Origin of the sequence: Neisseria sp. P0009.S008 (genome assembly GCF_051958615.1) — a bacterium.
GTDB lineage: Bacteria > Pseudomonadota > Gammaproteobacteria > Burkholderiales > Neisseriaceae > Neisseria > Neisseria subflava.
In genome coordinates, this window is sequence record NZ_JBQCVG010000001.1 from 324,934 (window position 1) to 343,946 (window position 19,013).

The 19,013-nt window shown below is 48.6% G+C and carries 18 protein-coding genes; 8 read left to right on the top strand and 10 right to left on the bottom strand.

Annotated features, from left to right (window positions below):
• Positions 1 to 6: 6 nt before the first annotated feature.
• The 4 genes from leuD to leuC all read right to left on the bottom strand — a co-directional run bounded on the left by leuD (position 7) and on the right by leuC (position 2,951).
• Positions 7 to 648, bottom strand: a complete 642-nt coding sequence (gene leuD / locus ACTHSQ_RS01570) for a 3-isopropylmalate dehydratase small subunit (protein ID WP_440371018.1) — start codon at positions 646 to 648, stop codon at positions 7 to 9.
• A 45-nt stretch (positions 649 to 693) separates the two neighbouring features.
• A complete protein-coding gene (locus ACTHSQ_RS01575) occupies positions 694 to 1,059 on the bottom strand; it encodes a VOC family protein (protein WP_440371019.1) in 366 nt (121 codons plus the stop codon).
• A 103-nt stretch (positions 1,060 to 1,162) separates the two neighbouring features.
• Positions 1,163 to 1,417 (bottom strand): hypothetical protein, encoded by a 255-nt coding sequence (locus ACTHSQ_RS01580; protein WP_440371020.1) that lies wholly within the window; start codon positions 1,415 to 1,417, stop codon positions 1,163 to 1,165.
• Positions 1,418 to 1,541: 124 nt separating this feature from the next.
• Complete coding sequence (gene leuC / locus ACTHSQ_RS01585) at positions 1,542 to 2,951, bottom strand: 3-isopropylmalate dehydratase large subunit (protein ID WP_440371021.1); 1,410 nt, start codon at positions 2,949 to 2,951, stop codon at positions 1,542 to 1,544.
• A gap of 265 nt (positions 2,952 to 3,216) precedes the next feature.
• Between leuC and gshA the strand changes: the two genes are divergently transcribed.
• From gshA to ACTHSQ_RS01620, 7 genes are all read left to right on the top strand, one after another.
• A complete protein-coding gene (gene gshA / locus ACTHSQ_RS01590; RefSeq protein ID WP_440371022.1) occupies positions 3,217 to 4,575 on the top strand; it encodes a glutamate--cysteine ligase in 1,359 nt (452 codons plus the stop codon).
• 101 nt (positions 4,576 to 4,676) lie between these two features.
• Positions 4,677 to 5,747 carry a magnesium/cobalt transporter CorA gene (gene corA / locus ACTHSQ_RS01595; protein WP_440371023.1) on the top strand — a complete coding sequence of 357 codons (1,071 nt, stop codon included), beginning with the start codon at positions 4,677 to 4,679 and terminating at the stop codon, positions 5,745 to 5,747.
• Positions 5,748 to 5,861: 114 nt separating this feature from the next.
• Complete coding sequence (locus tag ACTHSQ_RS01600; protein WP_049351048.1) at positions 5,862 to 6,344, top strand: acyl-CoA thioesterase; 483 nt, start codon at positions 5,862 to 5,864, stop codon at positions 6,342 to 6,344.
• A 127-nt stretch (positions 6,345 to 6,471) separates the two neighbouring features.
• On the top strand, positions 6,472 to 9,243 hold the full coding sequence (gyrA, locus tag ACTHSQ_RS01605; protein WP_440371024.1) for a DNA gyrase subunit A: 2,772 nt from the start codon (positions 6,472 to 6,474) through the stop codon (positions 9,241 to 9,243).
• Positions 9,244 to 9,307: 64 nt separating this feature from the next.
• The gene (gene uvrC / locus ACTHSQ_RS01610; RefSeq protein ID WP_049329059.1) at positions 9,308 to 11,149 is read left to right on the top strand and encodes an excinuclease ABC subunit UvrC; all 1,842 of its coding nucleotides are present in this window, start codon (positions 9,308 to 9,310) and stop codon (positions 11,147 to 11,149) included.
• Positions 11,150 to 11,176: 27 nt separating this feature from the next.
• Positions 11,177 to 11,926, top strand: coding sequence for a type I 3-dehydroquinate dehydratase (aroD, locus tag ACTHSQ_RS01615; RefSeq protein WP_440371025.1), 750 nt, complete (start codon positions 11,177 to 11,179; stop codon positions 11,924 to 11,926).
• 134 nt (positions 11,927 to 12,060) lie between these two features.
• Positions 12,061 to 12,630 (top strand): acetate uptake transporter, encoded by a 570-nt coding sequence (locus ACTHSQ_RS01620; RefSeq protein ID WP_440371026.1) that lies wholly within the window; start codon positions 12,061 to 12,063, stop codon positions 12,628 to 12,630.
• A gap of 76 nt (positions 12,631 to 12,706) precedes the next feature.
• Here the strand turns inward: ACTHSQ_RS01620 and yfaE are convergent, their stop codons facing one another.
• From yfaE to nrdA, 5 genes are all read right to left on the bottom strand, one after another.
• Positions 12,707 to 13,006, bottom strand: coding sequence for a class I ribonucleotide reductase maintenance protein YfaE (gene yfaE, locus ACTHSQ_RS01625; RefSeq protein ID WP_003686421.1), 300 nt, complete (start codon positions 13,004 to 13,006; stop codon positions 12,707 to 12,709).
• A gap of 61 nt (positions 13,007 to 13,067) precedes the next feature.
• The gene (locus ACTHSQ_RS01630; protein WP_440371027.1) at positions 13,068 to 13,445 is read right to left on the bottom strand and encodes a DUF6979 family protein; all 378 of its coding nucleotides are present in this window, start codon (positions 13,443 to 13,445) and stop codon (positions 13,068 to 13,070) included.
• A gap of 75 nt (positions 13,446 to 13,520) precedes the next feature.
• A complete protein-coding gene (gene nrdB, locus ACTHSQ_RS01635) occupies positions 13,521 to 14,654 on the bottom strand; it encodes a class Ia ribonucleoside-diphosphate reductase subunit beta (RefSeq protein WP_440371028.1) in 1,134 nt (377 codons plus the stop codon).
• Between the two features lie 213 nt (positions 14,655 to 14,867).
• Positions 14,868 to 15,125 (bottom strand): hypothetical protein, encoded by a 258-nt coding sequence (locus ACTHSQ_RS01640; RefSeq protein WP_049329063.1) that lies wholly within the window; start codon positions 15,123 to 15,125, stop codon positions 14,868 to 14,870.
• A 52-nt stretch (positions 15,126 to 15,177) separates the two neighbouring features.
• Positions 15,178 to 17,457 (bottom strand): class 1a ribonucleoside-diphosphate reductase subunit alpha, encoded by a 2,280-nt coding sequence (nrdA, locus tag ACTHSQ_RS01645; RefSeq protein WP_440371029.1) that lies wholly within the window; start codon positions 17,455 to 17,457, stop codon positions 15,178 to 15,180.
• Between the two features lie 405 nt (positions 17,458 to 17,862).
• Between nrdA and ACTHSQ_RS01650 the strand changes: the two genes are divergently transcribed.
• Positions 17,863 to 18,195 carry a stress response protein gene (locus ACTHSQ_RS01650; RefSeq protein WP_440371030.1) on the top strand — a complete coding sequence of 111 codons (333 nt, stop codon included), beginning with the start codon at positions 17,863 to 17,865 and terminating at the stop codon, positions 18,193 to 18,195.
• Positions 18,196 to 18,246: 51 nt separating this feature from the next.
• Here ACTHSQ_RS01650 and ACTHSQ_RS01655 read toward each other — a convergent pair whose 3' ends face one another.
• Entirely contained in the window at positions 18,247 to 18,981 is a 735-nt protein-coding gene (locus tag ACTHSQ_RS01655) for an epoxyqueuosine reductase QueH (RefSeq protein WP_440371031.1), read from the bottom strand.
• Positions 18,982 to 19,013: the final 32 nt, after the last annotated feature.

Sequence of the window (19,013 nt, forward strand, 5' to 3'; positions counted from 1 at the left end):
TATATATCAACCGTTAAACAGCCAAGGCTGGCTTTGGCGGCGTTTTTCTTCAAAGGCGTGGATTTCGTCAGCGTGTTGCAGGGTCAGGCCGATTTCGTCCAAGCCGTTTAAGAGGCAGTGTTTGCGGTGTTCGGTAATGTCGAATGTGAATGTTTCGCCGCTAGGGGTGGTCAGGGTTTGCTCGGCAAGGTCGATGGAGAGCTGATAGCCTTCGTTGGCTTCAACTTCTTTGAAAAGCTGGTCAACCTGTTCTTCTGCCAAAACGATAGGCAAAAGGCCGTTTTTGTAGCAGTTGTTGAAGAAGATGTCGGCAAAGCTGGGGGCGATGACGGCGCGGAAGCCGTAGTCGTCCAATGCCCAAGGGGCGTGTTCGCGTGAAGAGCCGCAACCGAAGTTTTTACGCGTCAACAGGATTTGTGCGCCTTGATAGCGTGGCTGGTTCAGGGAAAAATCCGGATTCAACGGGCGTTTGCTGTTGTCCATGCCCGGTTCGCCGTGGTCGAGGTAACGCCATTCATCAAAGGCATTGGGGCCGAAGCCGCTACGTTTAATGGATTTCAGAAATTGTTTGGGGATGATGGCGTCGGTATCGACGTTGCTGCGGTCGAGCGGGGCGACGATAGCGGTGATTTTGGTAAAGGCTTTCATGTCAGATTCTTATAGTAATAATGGGAAATTTTATGGCTATTCGGGTTAGCGTGTGCTGTGCAAACCGATTCGGTTGCCTTCTGTGTCTTCGATAAATGCTGCAAAGCCGTTGGCAATGCGGAATTTCTCTTGTAACAGTTTGCCGCCTGCTGCAACGGCTTTTTCTGCTGTTTCGGCACAATCCGGGCAATTGAAGAAAATGGTTGTACCACCGTGGCCGGGCTGGGCGTTGCTGTCATGCCAAATCATGCCGGCCGTACCGTGTTGGGTGTAATCGGCTGGGAAAATGATGAAACGGAATCCGTTGCCGCCAACGTCTTGCAGGTGCTTGTCGAATACGGATTCGTAAAAGGCTTTGGCGCGATCCAAATCGTGAGCGTGAATACCAAACCAGCTTGACGGGTTACTCATTGTTTCTTCCTTTGCTTGGAATCGTGAAAATGTCTGAACAATTAATAAGGTATCAGGCCGTCTGAAACGGAGTCAGGAGCTTCAGACGGCCTGATTTACCGAATTATTCGGTAGCGGCTTCAATTTTGTTGCCAACATGGCTCATGCCGCGGCCTACTGCATTGCCGCCTTTTTTAACGGCTTCGCCGGTTTTGTCGACAACGTGTTCAGCGGTTTCTTTGGTTTTATCGGCTACGCGCTCGGCAGTCTCTTTGGTTTTGTCCCAATTGCGGTTGGCATCGTTTTTTGCGCCGGACCAAGTGCTGGAACAAGCTGACAGGATGAGGGCTGCGGCAGCCAATGCAAACAGTTTTTTCATACTAGATTCCTTTCAAGTTATCAATGATTAAGAAGGTTTTCGGACGTTTTGCGCAATAGGAAAACTTACTTGAGCAAGGTATTGTTTCAGACGGCCTAATGAATAAAGGCCGTCTGAAAATACTTTAAGCCATAGTGCGGATGTCGGTAAAGTGGCCGGTAACCGCGGCTGCGGCTGCCATGGCAGGGCTGACGAGGTGGGTGCGTCCGCCGTTGCCTTGACGGCCTTCAAAGTTACGGTTGGAAGTAGAGGCGCAACGTTGTCCCGGGGTTAGGCGGTCGGCATTCATGGCGAGGCACATAGAGCAGCCCGGTTCGCGCCATTCAAAACCAGCTTCGATAAATACTTCGTGCAAGCCTTCTTTTTCGGCCTGTTCTTTCACTAAACCGGAGCCTGGAACAATCAATACGCGTTGTACATTGTCCGCTTTTTTGCGGCCTTTGGCGATGGCGGCGGCTTCGCGCAAATCTTCGATACGGCTGTTGGTGCAAGAACCGATAAAGACGATATCGACAGGGATTTCGTTTAATGGTGTACCGGCTTCTAAGCCCATGTATTCAAGGGCGCGTTCCATGCCGCTGCGTTTGACCGGATCGGCTTCTTCGGCAGGATTAGGCACTTTGCCGCTGATGTCTAAAACCATTTCAGGCGATGTGCCCCAAGTCACTTGAGGCTCGATGTCTTCGGCTTTGAAGTGGTATTCTTTATCGAATACAGCGCCTTCGTCAGATACCAGCGTGCGCCAGTATTCGACGGCTTTATCCCATGCTTCGCCTTTAGGTGCGAAAGGTTTGCCTTTTACATAGTCGATGGTGGTTTGGTCGACGGCAACCATGCCTGAGCGCGCACCGGCTTCGATCGCCATATTGCACAGGGTCATGCGGCCTTCCATAGAAAGGCTGCAGATGGCTTCGCCGCCAAATTCAATGGCGTAGCCTGTACCGCCTGCCGTACCGATTTGGCCGATGATATAAAGTGCCACGTCTTTGGCGGTAACGCCGGGTTTCAGACGGCCTTCAACGGAAATCAGCATGGATTTGGATTTTTTCGCGGTAATGCACTGGGTCGCCATGGTGTGTTCGACTTCGGAAGTGCCGATACCGTGCGCCAATGCGCCGAATGCACCGTGGGTAGAAGTGTGCGAGTCGCCGCAGACAACGGTCATGCCGGGCAGGGTAGCGCCTTGTTCCGGACCCATAACGTGCACAATGCCTTGGCCTTTATCCATAAACGGAAAGTAGGCGAGTGCGCCAAACTCTTTAATGTTTTTGTCCAAAGTATCGACTTGCAGTTTGGAAATCGGATCTTGGATACCTTTGTCCCAGTCACCGGTCGGGGTGTTGTGGTCGGCTGTGGAGACCACGCTGTCGATACGCCAGAGTTTGCGGCCGGCCATTTTCAAGCCTTCAAATGCTTGCGGGCTGGTTACTTCGTGAACCAGGTGGCGGTCGATGTAAAGCAGGACAGTACCGTCTTCTTCTTCGCGGACGACGTGGCTGTTCCAAAGTTTATCGTAAAGGGTTTGTGCGCTCATGATGAGTATTCTTTGCTATTGTTAGGTATGAATGATGGTTTGCGTTTATGGGCGGATTTTAGGCTTTTTATAGGGGCTGTGCAATAGAAATTTGTCCAATTTTTAAAATTTGTTGCAAAGTTTCAAAAAACCTTATTAAAAATTAGACAAATTGTAGAATTGTTGACAAAAAGATGCATCTTATCTGAAAGAATACTTGTCGAAATGCACTAAAAAGTTCTATCATTCTCACTCAATATCCACACTTAACAAAGAGGTATAGAGAATGAAATTACCGGTAATGGCTGCCGAACATCTGTCGCAACTTCAGGCGTTTGAAGCGAAAATCTTGTGCAACCACGCCAAAATCGAAGCATGGTTCCGTTCGCAATGGAACGAACACCGTCCGCCGTTTTATGGTTCGGTTGACATCCGTAATGCCGGTTACAAAATTTCATCTATCGATATGAACCTGTTTCCGGGCGGCTTCAATAATTTGAATCCCAACTTTATCCCGCTGGCGGCGGTTGCCGCGCAGGATGCGGTACAGCGTGCCTGTGAAACAGCCAAATCCGTATTGATTATTCCTGAAAACCACACACGCAACACATTCTATCTGCAAAACGTTTACGCCCTCAGCGAGATTTTGCGTTCGGCAGGGTATGAAGTGCGCTTGGGCAGCCTGAATCCTGAAGTGACTGAGCTAACTGAGTTTGAAACTGCGTTGGGCGACAAAATCCTGTTGGAACCTTTATTGCGTACCCGCGAGCGCGTCCATCTTGCAGACGGCTTCTCGCCTTGCGTCGTTTTGTTGAACAACGACTTGTCCGCTGGCGTTCCCGATATTCTCAAAGACATCAGCCAAACCGTATTGCCTCCGCTGCACGGCGGTTGGACGACGCGCCGCAAAACAGAACATTTCAGCGCATACAACCAAGTTGCGGCCGAATTTGCCAAGCTGATTGACATCGACGAATGGCAGATTAATCCGTATTTTGAAAAAATCGGCGGTTTGGACTTCCAAGAGCGCGAAGGTGAAGATGCGTTGGCGGAAGCAGTAGAACGCGTGCTGGCGAAAATTCAAGCCAAATACGACGAATTGGGCATTACCGACCAGCCTTTCGTGATTGTGAAAGCCGATGCAGGTACTTACGGCATGGGTGTGATGAGTGTCAAATCCGCCGACGAAGTGCGCGGACTGAACCGCAAAAACCGCAACAAAATGGCGAAGGTGAAAGAAGGCTTGGAAGTCAGCGAAGTGATTGTCCAAGAAGGTATTTATACCTATGAAACCATGAACGGCGCCGTGTGCGAACCCGTCGTTTATATGATGGACCGTTTCGTAATCGGTGGTTTCTTCCGTGTACATGAGGGCCGTGGTGCAGACGAAAACCTCAACGCCGGCGGTATGGTGTTTATTCCGCTGTCCAACAGCATCCCCACCGGCAGCGGCGACAATTCTCAAGAAGCCCCCGAAGCCTGCAAACGCGTATTTGAACAATGGGATTCGCTCGGTATGCCGCGCTCTGAAAAAGACTGTGACGTGGACAACGAACACAACCGCCTCTACGTTTACGGCGTAATGGCGCGCCTGTCCTTGCTTGCCGCTGCATTGGAGTTGGAGAAAACCGCATCTCAAGCCTAATCAAGCGTTGATCGATATTGTCAGGCCGTCTGAAAATCAGTTTTCAGACGGCCTTTTCTGTCTGTACAATCCATTCTAACTAAAAAACATGATTTATTTTTATGAGCAAACCAGCCAATCCAGTTGAGACAATCGACACTTTGCAAGACCAAGCCATGCAGCGCAGCAATACCGACAATGCGCCGCGCTCTGCTATTCATCAAACCTTGTATTCCGCCGATACCTTTGTTCAGCATGATTATCTTGCTGGAAAAAACTTGCCCGATATTGTCCGTCCGCAAGAAGGTCAAATCAACTGGCTGCATTTTGTCGGCATCAATGATGTCACCTTGCTTAAACACGCGCTTGAGCCTTATGGTATCCATGAGCTGGTTATTGAAGATATTCTTAGCCGCAAACAGCGTCCGAAAATCGAAGACTACGGCAGCTATGTTTTTACTGCCGCACAGGTTTACCACTATACCTCCACAGGCAAGCTCCATTCTGACCAAGTGTATGTGATTATCGGCAAAGATTTTGTGTTGTCTTTCCAACAAAAACCGCTGGGTTTGTTCAGCCATCTCCGCCGGCAGATGCACGAAAATCCGCACAATATTTTGAACAAAAATACAGCGTTTCTTGCTTATTGCCTGCTTGACCGTATTGTGGACGACTATTTCATTGTTTTGGAGTCGTACAACAACCGTGTTGAAGCAATAGACAAGTCCCTGTTTAAAAATGAAAACAGCGATATTCTCAGTAAGATTCACCGCCTCAAGCGCGATGCCGTCCGTCTGCGGCGCACGCTTTTGCCATTGCGCGATGTGTTCTATCAACTGGCCGTGCGCGGTGATTTTGCTATTTTCAAAGGCGAATCGACCGTCTATCTGCGCGACGTGTACGACCACAATATGCAGCTTATCGAATCGCTTGATGCCTCGCGTGATATGGTGTTGAGCATGATGGACATTTATCTTTCCTTCCAATCCAACCGCATGAACCAGCAAATGCGCGTGTTGACGGTTATTACCATCATCTTTATGCCGCTGACCGTCATCACCGGCATCTACGGCATGAACTTCGACAACATGCCCGAGCTGCATTGGCATTACGGCTATTTCATGGTTTTGGGTGTGATGCTGTGCATCATCATCGGACTGCTGATTTTCTTTTCGCGTAGAAAATGGCTGTAAACGTGTGGGTAAGGGGTTGAAACTCAACGTTTAAAAACGGTAGAATGATTTTGCACACGTGTAGTCTGAAGTTTTCAGACAATTTAAAAATAAATATCAAAAGGAGAAGAAACTATGAAACCGGAACGCCAGCTACCTTCCCATGAACTCATCATGTCCGAGCTGATGATGCCTTATACGGCAAACTTCAGCGGCAATGTTCACGGTGGCGATCTTTTGCGCCTGCTTGACCAAGTGGCATATTCCTGTGCTTGCCGTTACAGCGGCACCTATTGCGTTACTCTGTCTGTGGATAAAGTATTGTTTAAAGAGCCTATTCATGTCGGCGAACTGGTAACCTTTTACGCCAGCATCAACTACACCGGCCGTACTTCTATGGAAGTCGGCATCCGTGTAGAGGCGCAAAACATCCACACCGGCGAAGTGCGTCATACCAACAGCTGCTACTTCACCATGGTTGCCGTTGAAGACGGTAAGCCGGTTCCTGTACCGCCTTTGGAAATCAATACACCGCGCCAACGCTGTCGTTATGAAAGGGCTAAAAAACGCAAAGAATTGAGTTTGCAGGCTGCGGACAAAGATTCTGGCTGCAACTAAATTCAATTTATTAAATAACGAAGGCCGTCTGAAATCCTGTTTCAGACGGCCTTCACGCAAAAGCCATAAATCGCTTGTTTTGTGGTAGAATCAACAAGATTTTTGCCATACGAAATTACAGATAATCATGACCGACGCAACCATCCGCAACGACCATAAATTTGCACTTGAAACCCTGCCTGTTAGCCTTGAAGACGAAATGCGCAAGAGCTACCTCGATTACGCCATGAGCGTGATTGTGGGACGAGCCCTGCCGGATGTCCGCGATGGTCTCAAGCCGGTACATCGCCGCGTGTTGTACGCGATGCACGAGTTAAAAAACAACTGGAATTCCGCCTATAAAAAATCGGCGCGTATCGTCGGCGATGTTATCGGTAAATACCACCCCCACGGCGATACAGCCGTTTACGACACCATCGTCCGCATGGCGCAAGACTTCTCCATGCGTTATGTACTGATCGACGGTCAGGGCAACTTTGGTTCTGTCGACGGCTTGGCCGCAGCAGCCATGCGTTATACCGAAATCCGCATGGAAAAAATTTCCCATGAAATGCTGGCGGATATTGAAGAAGAAACCGTCAACTTCGGCCCCAACTATGACGGCAGCGAACATGAGCCGCTGGTATTGCCGACCCGTTTCCCTGCGCTGTTAGTCAATGGTTCGTCCGGTATTGCAGTCGGTATGGCAACCAATATCCCGCCGCACAATTTAGGCGATACCATCAATGCCTGCCTGCGTTTGTTGGATGAGCCTGAAACTGAAATCGACGAGCTGATCAATATCATCCAAGCGCCCGATTTCCCAACCGGCGCGACTATTTACGGCTTGAGCGGCGTGCGCGAAGGCTATAAAACCGGCCGCGGCCGCGTGGTGATGCGCGGTAAAACCCATATCGAGCCTATCGGCAAAAACGGTGAACGCGAAGCCATCGTTATCGATGAAATCCCATATCAAGTCAACAAAGCCAAGCTGGTTGAGAAAATCGGCGAGTTGGTACGCGAAAAAACGTTGGAAGGCGTATCCGACCTACGCGACGAATCCGACAAATCCGGTATGCGTGTCGTGATTGAATTGAAACGCAATGAAAATGCCGAAGTCGTTTTGAACCAACTCTACAAACTGACCCAGCTGCAAGACAGCTTCGGTATCAACATGGTGGCCTTGGTTGACGGCCAGCCGCGCTTGCTGAACCTGAAACAAATCCTGTCCGAGTTCCTGCGCCACCGTCGCGAAGTCGTTACCCGTCGTACTTTATTCCGCCTGAAAAAAGCGCGTCATGAAGGCCATATTGCCGAAGGTAAGGCAGTTGCCTTGTCTAATATCGACGAAATCATCCGTCTGATCAAAGAATCTGCCAATGCGCCGGAAGCCAAAGAAAAACTACTGTCCCGCCCATGGCGCAGCAGCTTGGTTGAAGACATGCTCAGCCGTACGGATTTAGACCTGCACATGATGCGCCCTGAAGGCTTGCCAGAGAATTTGGGTCTGCACAGCCAAGGCTATTATCTGAGCGAATTACAAGCTGATGCCATTTTGCGCATGAGCCTGCGTAACCTGACCGGCCTCGATCAGGAAGAAATTGTCGGCGAATATAAAAACCTGATGAGCAAAATTATTGATTTCGTGGATATTCTTTCCAAACCTGAGCGCGTTACCCAAATCATCCGCGAAGAATTGACAGACATTAAAGCCAACTTTGGCGATGAGCGTCGAAGCGAAATCAATCCATTTGGCGGCGATATCGCCGATGAAGACCTGATTCCGCAACGCGAAATGGTCGTTACCCTGACCCATGGCGGCTACATCAAAACCCAGCCGACGACCGATTATCAGGCGCAACGTCGCGGCGGCCGCGGCAAGCAGGCAGCGGCAACCAAAGACGAAGACTTCATCGAAACCCTGTTTGTTGCGAACACGCATGATTATTTGATGTGCTTTACCAATTTGGGCAAGTGCCATTGGATTAAAGTGTATAAACTGCCGGAAGGCGGCCGCAACAGCCGAGGTCGTCCGATCAACAACGTTATCCAATTGGAAGAAGGCGAAAAAGTCAGCGCTATCTTGGCCGTCCGCGAGTTCCCGGAAGACCAATACGTCTTCTTTGCCACCGCACAAGGTATGGTGAAAAAAGTCCAGCTGTCTGCGTTTAAAAACGTCCGCAGCCAAGGCATCAAAGCCATCGCACTTAAAGAAGGCGATTACTTGGTCGGCGCAGCGCAAACCGGCGGTGCGGACGACATTATGCTGTTCTCCAACTTGGGCAAAGCCATCCGCTTTAACGAATATTGGGAAAAATCCGGTAACGATGAAGCAGAAGATGCAGATATCGAAACCGAAAACGAAGATTCAGACGGGCTGGATGATGAAAATGCCGAAAACGCATTGCCAAGCGGCAAACACGGTGTCCGTCCGTCCGGTCGCGGCAGCGGCGGTTTGCGCGGTATGCGCCTGCCGGCCGATGGCAAGATTGTCAGCCTGATTACCTTCGCCCCTGAAGCCGAGCAAAGCGATTTGCAAGTATTGACCGCTACCGCCAACGGCTATGGCAAACGTACGCCGATTGCCGATTACAGCCGTAAAAATAAAGGTGGCCAAGGCAATATCGCCATCAATACCGGCGAGCGCAACGGCGATTTGGTTGCCGCGACTTTGGTTAGCGAAACCGACGACCTGATGCTGATTACCAGCGGCGGCGTCCTGATTCGTACCAAAGTTGAGCAAATCCGCGAGACAGGCCGTGCTGCCGCAGGTGTCCGCCTGATTAATCTGGATGAAGGCGAAACCTTGGTCAGCTTGGAGCGCGTTGCTGAAGAGGCTGAAGATGAAGCCGCTTTAGAAAGCGATGCAACTGAAAACCAAGTAGTAGAAGCTGACGATACTCCGTCTCAAGAATCTTAAACGTTAATGAAAAAGGCCGTCTGAAAAGTTTTCAGACGGCCTGCTTATTCCAAAAGAAAATCCCGTGAGCGCAACCGAACCGTTCGATTTACCTCTTTTTCTGAAAAATCTGCCCAATCTTCCGGGCGTGTACCGTTTTTTTGACGAAGACAACAACATTTTGTATGTCGGCAAAGCGGTCAATCTCAAGCGGCGCGTTTCCAGCTATTTCCAAAAAAACGACCATTCGCCGCGCATCGCATTGATGGTAAAACAGGTGCACCACATCGAAACCACCATCACGCGTTCCGAAGCCGAAGCGCTGATTCTCGAAAACAACTTCATTAAAGCTCTATCGCCGAAATACAATATTCTTTTCCGCGATGACAAAAGCTATCCTTATTTGATGCTCAGCGGCCATCAATATCCGCAAATGGCGTATTACCGCGGTACGCTGAAAAAGCCAAATCAATATTTCGGCCCGTATCCCAACAGCAATGCCGTGCGCGACAGCATTCAAGTGTTGCAAAAAGTCTTTATGCTGCGTACCTGCGAAGACAGCGTATTCGAGCATCGCGACCGTCCTTGTCTGCTTTACCAAATCAAACGCTGCACCGCGCCTTGTGTCGGCCATATCAGCGAAGAAGATTATCGCGACAGCGTGCGTGAAGCAGCCACTTTCCTTAATGGCAAAACTGACGAACTAACGCGTACCCTGCAACACAAAATGCAAACCGCCGCTGCGAATCTGCAATTCGAAGAAGCCGCACGTTACCGTGACCAAATCCAAGCGCTCGGCATCATGCAGAGTAATCAGTTTATCGACAGTAAAAATCCGAACAATCCAAACGATATTGATTTACTCGCGCTGGCGGTTTCAGACGGCCTGGTCTGCGTACACTGGGTCAGCATCCGCGGCGGACGGCATGTCGGCGATAAAAGCTTTTTCCCAGACACCAAAAACGATCCCGAGCCAAACGGACAAGATTACGCCGAAGCCTTCGTCGCCCAACACTATCTGGGCAAAAGCAAACCCGACATCATCATCAGCAACTTTCCTGTTCCTGATGCTCTGAAAGAGGCTTTGGAAGGTGAACACGGCAAGCAGATGCAATTTGTCACCAAAACCATAGGCGAACGCAAAGTCTGGTTGAAAATGGCGGAACAAAACGCGCAAATGGCGATTGCACAACGCCGCCTGCAACAAAGCAGCCAGCAACACCGCATTGATGAACTGGCAAAAATCCTCGGTATGGATTCAGACGGCCTCAACCGCCTTGAATGTTTCGATATCAGCCACACGCAAGGCGAGGCCACTATTGCGTCCTGCGTTGTGTACGATGAGCAAAACATCCAGCCTTCGCAATACCGCCGCTACAACATCACGACTGCCAAGCCTGGCGACGACTACGCCGCCATGCGCGAAGTGTTGACGCGCCGTTACGGCAAAATGCAGGAAGCCGAAGCCAACGGCGAAAGCGTCAAATGGCCGGATGTCGTGTTGATTGACGGCGGCAAAGGGCAAATCGGCGTAGCCGTATCGGTATGGGAAGAACTCGGGCTGCATATTCCTTTGGTCGGTATCGCCAAAGGCCCTGAGCGCAAAGCTGGTATGGAAGAACTCATACTGCCTTTTACCGGCGAAGTCTTCCGCCTGCCGCCCAACAGTCCGGCCTTGCATTTATTGCAAACCGTACGCGATGAGTCGCACCGCTTTGCGATTACAGGCCACCGCAAAAAACGCGACAAAGCACGCGTTACTTCCTCACTCAGCGAAATCCCAGGTATCGGCAGCAAACGCCGCCAAGCATTGCTCACCCGATTCGGCGGTCTGCGCGGCGTGATTGCCGCCAGCCGCGAGGACTTGGAAAAAGTGGAAGGCATCAGCAAAGCATTGGCGGAAACCATTTACGAGCATCTGCACTGATTGGCTTGAACAGCAAAAAGGAACAATATGAAACCTGTCATCATCAAAAATATCGAGATCGGCAAAGGCCTGCCTAAAATTGCCGTGCCGCTGGTGGCCGCCAATACGCAGGAATTGGATCAGGCTTTGCGCGTATTGAAAGATACGGCTTTTGACATTATTGAATTTCGTGCGGATTTTTTTCAAGCTGCGCTTGATGCCGATTTTATTGCCGAGCAATTAGGTATTGTCCGACAGGCTTTTCCTGACAAGCCTTTACTGTTTACGTTTAGAAGGGCGAAAGAGGGTGGAAATACGCCTTGTGCTGACGACTATTATTTTGAATTATTGGAAAAAATCATCCGTTCCAAACAAGCCGATATTATCGACATCGAGCTTTTTGCTGAGGAAAGCGGCGTAAAACAAACCATTGCTTTGGCACATGAGTATCAAACTGTCGCCTTACTTTGTAATCACGATTTCCAATCCACGCCGTCTTTGGCAGACATTACAGGCCGTCTGAAAACAATGGCCGAGTGGGGCGCGGATATCTGCAAAATTGCCGTGATGCCGCAATCGCCGCAAGATGTATTGACCTTATTACAGGCAACATATGATGTTTCACAAATTATCGACCGCCCGATTATTACTATGTCTATGGGTAAAATCGGAGCTGTCAGTCGCTTGGCCGGCTCGACTTTTGGCTCGGCCGTAACCTTTGGTGCGGCACAAAAAACGTCTGCACCCGGCCAGATTAATGCCAATGAATTAAGGAAAATTTTGGCAATTTTAGGATAGTTTAATTATTAATATTTAAGGCCGTCTGAAAAATATTTTTCAGACGGCCTGATTTTTTTAAATTTATTTCTTTTAATTTTAAATAAAACCTGTAACAATAGGCTTCCTATTTTAATAACTAGAGGAGAAATAAAATGACTACTACTAAAGAAAATCTGGCGAACCCAGGTCCAGTAGGCCTGTGTGGCTTTGCATTGACAACTTGGTTGCTCAGTCTGATTAACGGCGGCTTTTTTACTGCTCAAGAGGGTGTCGGCTTAGTTTTGGGCATGGCTCTCGCCTTTGGTGGTATCGCCCAAGTTATTGCCGGTATGTTTGAGTTCAAGAAAGGCAATACGTTTGGCTTTACCGCTTTTATCAGCTATGGTGCCTTCTGGTGGACATGGGCTTTGTTTACCATCTTTTTCAAAGGTGAAACAGCCCCGGCATTTATCGGTTGGTATCTCTGCGTATGGGGGATGTTTTCGCTAATGATGTTTGTGGCCACCTTGACCAAGCCTAAAGTATTGAGCGGTATTTTCTTTTGCTTGACACTGACTTTCTTTGCACTGGGTATTGGCGATGGCATGGAAAATCATAGCATTGTCCATATCGGCGGTTGCTTAGGCTTGGTAACTGCACTTGGTGCGTTCTACTTGGCAGCGGCAGAGGTCATCAACGAATCTTTCGGCAAGACAGTTTTACCAGTTGGCGAGCGTAAATAAGCTTAACCATAAAAATGCCGTCTGAACAGTGGAAATGAAATTAAAGATTTCGGCCACAATGTTCAGACGGCATTTTTTATTTGTCTTCAAATAAATCGACATCAAATAAGTCCGGCTCTTTGATGCGCTCCCGACAATCGAGCTTGATGTCTTCAGTAACCCGGCAGCAGCACGGCAAAATTTCTCCGGGCGCGACAAAAGCGAGTGGAAAATTATCATAAGAGACTTTCCCATCCAAGATTTTAACCCGGCATGAACCGCAATAACCGCTGCGACATTGGTATTCAACTTCGTGTCCAGTGCGCTCCAAGCCCTCCAATAAGGTTTCGCCTTGTTGGAGTTGGAAGGTTTTGTCGTGTGTGCTAATGAGTGCCATGTGTGTTTTAGGGCATAGAGGCCGTCTGAACAATGTTTCAGACGGCCTTAAATATATAAATTCAAATAATCAAGCCTTTTTCCCACAAGGCCAAAACGACATGAAGCTGGCTGTTATATTTTTTTTCATTACCCACAATTTCGCGCCAGAAAACGGATTTTTTCTGATTTGCCCATTCGGGATCATTTTTTAAAAGGCTGACCGCTGCAACGGCATATTCTCCGTTTTTGGAATGTTTGGTTTTGACTTTTTCCGGGTTGATTCCTTTAACCAACCCCGCACAACACAATCCCAAAAATGCATTCTTTGGGCATCCTTTTTTTCTAATTGACTCCTTGATGGGAAATAATGCCGCAATCTCTGTCCAAGCTTGTTCCATATCTTCATATTTAGAATATGATTCAGCTGCTTTTACCGCAATGTCGCCATAAATCTTCATTTTTGGTTATACCTTGAGGATTGAAAAGAGATTTTCAGACGGCCGGTTACGCCCAAAGGCCGTCTGAAACGCGGTTTACAGCTCGAAATCGCCCAAATCGTCGGCATTAACTTCCGAATCAATCTGACCAATCAGGTAAGAGGAAATTTCCACTTCCTGCGGCGCAACCTGTACATTGTCAGAAGATAGCCATGCGTTAATCCAAGGAATCGGGTTTTGGGTCGCACCTTCAAAGCCGGCAGGCAGACCGACCGCCTGCATACGCAGATTGGTAATGTATTCAACGTATTGAGCCAGAATTTCTTTGTTCAGGCCAATCATTGAGCCGTCTTTAAACAGATAGGCAGCCCATTCTTTTTCCTGCTCGGCTGCTTTTTTGAAGAGGTTGAAACACTCGTCCTGCAATTCATTCGCAATTTCAGCCATTTCAGGGTCATCGGCACCGGCGCGCATCAGGTTGAGCATATGCTGGGTGCTAGTCAGGTGCAGGGCTTCGTCACGGGCAATCAGCTTGATGATTTTAGCGTTGCCTTCCATCAACTCGCGCTCGGCAAAAGCGAACGAGCAGGCGAATGAAACGTAGAAACGGATGGCTTCCAACACGTTAACGCACATCAGGCAAAGATAGAGCTTTTTCTTCAACTCGCGCAAAGACACGGTAACAAGTTTGCCGCCGATATTGTGCGAACCTTCGCCCAACAGATTGTAATACTGAGTGTATTCAATCAAATCATCGTAATAGCAGGCAATGTCTTCAGCACGGGCAATGATGTATTCGTTCTGCACGATGTCGTCGAACACGACCGACGGATCATTGACGATATTGCGAATGATGTGAGTGTAGCTGCGCGAGTGGATGGTTTCGCTGAAGCTCCACGTTTCAATCCAAGTTTCCAGCTCGGGAATAGACACCAAAGGCAAGAACGCAACGTTCGGACTGCGGCCTTGGATGGAATCGAGCAGGGTTTGGTATTTCAGATTGCTGATGAAAATATGTTTTTCATGTTCGGGCAGGTTGGCATAGTCGATACGGTCGCGCGACACGTCGATTTCTTCCGGCCGCCAAAAGAAAGATAGTTGTTTTTCAATCAGTTTTTCAAATACTTCGTATTTCTGCTGGTCATAACGGGCAACATTTACCGGCTGACCGAAAAACATCGGCTCTTTAAGCGCATCGTTTTTGGTTTTGGAAAAGGTGCTGTATGACATAGTTAAGTGTTCGCAGGACATGGCTGTTTCTCGGATTAATTTAAATTTAGAAATTCGGGTTTCAGACGACCTTTTGACCGGCTAAGATAGATTAATTATTTGAAATAAATATAAATAATTTATTTCTCTACTTGCTTCCAGATAGTGCTGATTCAAAATATTACAAATTATTAGTTAGAACTTACCAGTATTAGAGCAACAAAATTTTTATATTTAAATCCTTATAATCTTATCAACTAAAACACCATTTTCAATATCGGTTTGTACTATATGAATTGTCTTATTAAATGGTTTCTTTATGCTCATATGCTCTGTAACTATAACTTTACTAGTTAAAATACCTTCTTTATTTAAAACATCATAAGAATATTTTTCTTCCTGTCCTAGATGTTTGCCAAAAACAGGAGGTGATGATTCTTTCACAACATCACCATCACTTAATTTTAAATAATCTTTATAATGCAATTTCATTCTCCATTTAAAATTAAATCTTCAAGGTATTACAACAAACTTTATCTCCTCTCTAAATCTTACAAGCCCCCCCAGCACAGCCGTCATCCTGAATATCGGTCTGCGTATCGTCCGCGCCGTCGCGGGTGTTGTGGTAGTACAGGGTTTTGACGCCGTATTTGTAGGCAGTCAGCAAGTCTTTGAGCATTTGTTTCATGGAAACTTTGTTGCCCTCGAATTTGCTCGGGTCGTAGGCAGTATTGGCGGAAATCGCCTGATCAACGAATTTTTGCATCACGCCGACAAGTTTCAGGTAGCCTTCGTTGCCTGGAAGCTGCCACAGGGTTTCGTAGGCGTCTTTCAGGGCTTCAAACTCCGGCACGACTTGTTTCAGGATGCCGTCTTTCGATGCTTTGACTGTTACCAAGCCGCGCGGCGGCTCAATGCCGTTGGTAGCATTGGCAATTTGCGAACTGGTTTCAGACGGCATGAGTGCGGTCAGGGTAGAGTTGCGCAGGCCGTATTTGACAATGTCGGCGCGCAGGCTTTCCCAGTCGCACAACAGCGGTTCGCTGCACACGGCATCCAAGTCTTTTTTGTACGTGTCGATAGGCAGTTTGCCTTGCGAATAAACGGTTTGGTTGAACAGCGGACATGCGCCGTATTCTTTGGCAAGGTTCACCGATGCTTTGAGCAGGTAATACTGCATGGCTTCAAAGGTGCGGTGGGTCAGGCCGAGGGCGGAGTCGTCGCTGTAGCGTACGCCGTTTTTCGCCAGATAGTAGGCGTAGTTGATGACGCCGATGCCGAGTGTGCGGCGGTTCATGGTTGCGGTGCGAGCGGCTGCAACCGGATAGTCTTGATAATCCAACAGGGCATCAAGTGCGCGTACGGTCAAATCGGCAAGCTCTTCCAGTTCGTCCAAGTTGTTCAATGCGCCCAAGTTGAAGGCGGACAGGGTACACAAGGCAATTTCGCCGTTCGGATCGTTGATGTTGTCCAGCGGTTTGGTCGGCAGGGCGATTTCCATGCACAAGTTGGACTGATGAACAGGCGCGACGCGCGGATCAAACGGACTGTGCGTGTTGCAATGATCAACGTTTTGGATGTAGATACGTCCCGTTCCAGCACGTTCCTGCATCAGTGTGGAGAACAAATCAGTGGCCGGCAAAGTGCGTTTGCGGATATTCGGGTCTTGCTCGTATTTGGTGTAGAGACGCTCGAATTCGTCTTGGTCGGCAAAGAATGCGTCGTACAGCCCGGGAACTTCGTTGGGCGAGAACAACGTAATGTTGCCGCCTTTAATCAGGCGGGTGTACAGCAGGCGGTTGATTTGCACGCCGTAATCAAGCTGGCGGATGCGGTTGTCTTCTACGCCGCGGTTGTTTTTCAACACCAACAGGCTTTCGGCTTCGATGTGCCATAATGGGTAGAACAAGGTTGCCGCGCCGCCGCGTACGCCGCCTTGCGAGCAGGACTTAACAGCCGCTTGGAACATTTTGAAGAATGGGATACAGCCGGTGTGTTGCGCTTCGCCGCCACGGATTTCACTGCCCAAACCACGGATACGTCCGGCGTTGATGCCGATGCCCGCACGTTGGGAAACGTATTTCACAATCGCGCTGGTGGTGGCGTTGATGGAATCCAGACTGTCGTCGCATTCAATCAATACACAGCTTGAGAACTGGCGCGTAGGCGTGCGCACGCCGCTCATAATCGGGGTTGGCAGCGATACTTTAAACGTAGAAACGGCGTCGTAAAAACGTTTGACGTAATCCAAGCGCGTCTCTTTCGGGTATTTGCTGAAGAGACACATCGCTACCAAAATGTATAAAAACTGCGGCGTTTCATAAATCTGGCGGGTCACGCGGTTCTGCACCAGATATTTGCCTTCGAGCTGCTTCACGGCGGCATACGAGAAAGTCATGTCGCGGCTGTGGTCGATATAGGCGTTCAGCTCGTTAAACTCTTCGCGGCTGTAATCTTCGATGATGTGGCGGTCGTATTTGCCTGCTTCGGTCAGTTTTTTAACGTGATCGTAGAGGTGAGGCGGTTCGAATTCGCCATAAGCGATTTTGCGCAGATGGAAAATGGCGAGGCGGGCGGCCAGATATTGATAATCGGGCGTATCTTGTGAGATCAGGTCGGCCGCAGCCTTAATGATGGTCTCATGGATATCGTCGGTACGGATACCGTTGTAAAACTGAATATGTGATTTAAGCTCGACTTGCGATACGGAGACGTTTTGTAAGCCTTCCGCCGCCCAAGTAACAACGCGGTGGATTTTGTCTAAATTGATATCTTCCAAGCGTCCGTCGCGTTTGGTTACTTTAATATTCGTTGCTGCATTCATTATTCAGTCTTCCCATTAAAAAAACACAAGATACGGTATGTGATTGCTTTGAACGGCACAATATAATGTATTTTTCTTTGTTTAACTAGACTTGACAATGCGCTTTTTTCAGGGGCTGATTAAGGAGGGGGAAGGCTCGGACTAGGTTTCATGTGGCTTTGTGGCGATTTGGCATTATTTTGCATTTGCATCACATTTGGTTAAACATTGGCTAGAGGCTTATGAAATAAAGAAATTTATATTCGGCGTCTGTCTAAATAGAAGGTGTGTTAAATTTTGCAAAGCAAGAAGGATAATGTCGTAATTGCTGACACTCGCCTGTCATGCAACACATTAGACGGTTTGTCGAGGCATCAGGCGAGGCATATAATGGGATGAATATTCAACCTGAATTGGGAGAAAATCATGTTGACACTGAAAACTTTAGGTTCTGCACTGGCAGTGGTTGCTGTCTTGAGCTTGGGTACTTATTCTGCCGAAGCTGCGGCCAAACCGCATGGCCATCATGTGAGCAAACACCAGCAGGTGAAGAAATACAAATTGCATCCTGCTTGTAAGAGATACCTTGAGCGCCGTGCCGCTTGGTATCGCTACAAAGGTAACAAGGCCGAGTTGAGGGAAAACCGTAAAGCAGCAAAAGCGTTCCGCGGTTTGCCTTATGCCGAGCAAAAAATTCAATGCCAAGCTGCTTATCAGGCATTTGATGATTTTGATCACGGCAAATTCCGCCGCCGTTAATTGTCTGATTTGAACAAAGGCCGTCTGAATGTTTCAGACGGCCTTTGATATTTATTTCTCAACAATGATTTTGTTTTCGGCTTGAGGCTCGTATTGGGTAGATTCATCACCGTAATACAACACGCCCAGCTTGATGGGGATGCGGCCTTGCGATTTGCGGTGGGCATTGGAATCGCGCAGGGAATAGGCGCAACCGCAATATTCTTGTTGGTAGAAATGCTCACGCTTGCTGATTTCAATCATGCGTGCGCTGCCACCGCCTTTGCGCCAGTTAAAATCCCAATAAACCAAGTCATCATAAGGCTCGGCGGCGCGATGGCCGCAGCCGTTGATTTGTTTCATGTCTTTCCAGCGTGAAATGCCCAGTGAGCTGGTGAAGACATGGAAGCCATTTTCATGGGCGTATTGGGCCGCTTTTTCAAAACGCATGTCGAAACACATGGTGCAGCGGATACCGCGTTCGGGTTCAAATTCCATGCCTTTGGCTTTGGCGAACCATTCTTTGCGGTCGTTTTCGTAGTCGTCGTCTTTATCGACAAAGGGGATGCCGAATTTGTCCGCAAAACGCAAATTTTCTTCTTTGCGCAACATATATTCTTTGTGCGGATGGATATTGGGGTTGTAAAAATAAATGGTGTAGTCGATGCCGCTGGCAAGCATAGCTTCCATCACTTCGCCGGAACATGGGGCGCAGCAGGAATGCAGCAGGACTTTTTTATGGCCGCCGGGCGGAACGAGGATGGGGCGGTCAATATCGGTAACGATGGGAGTGTTTAATTCGGTCATGGTTGGATTCTATTTATTGTTAAGTGTTTCAG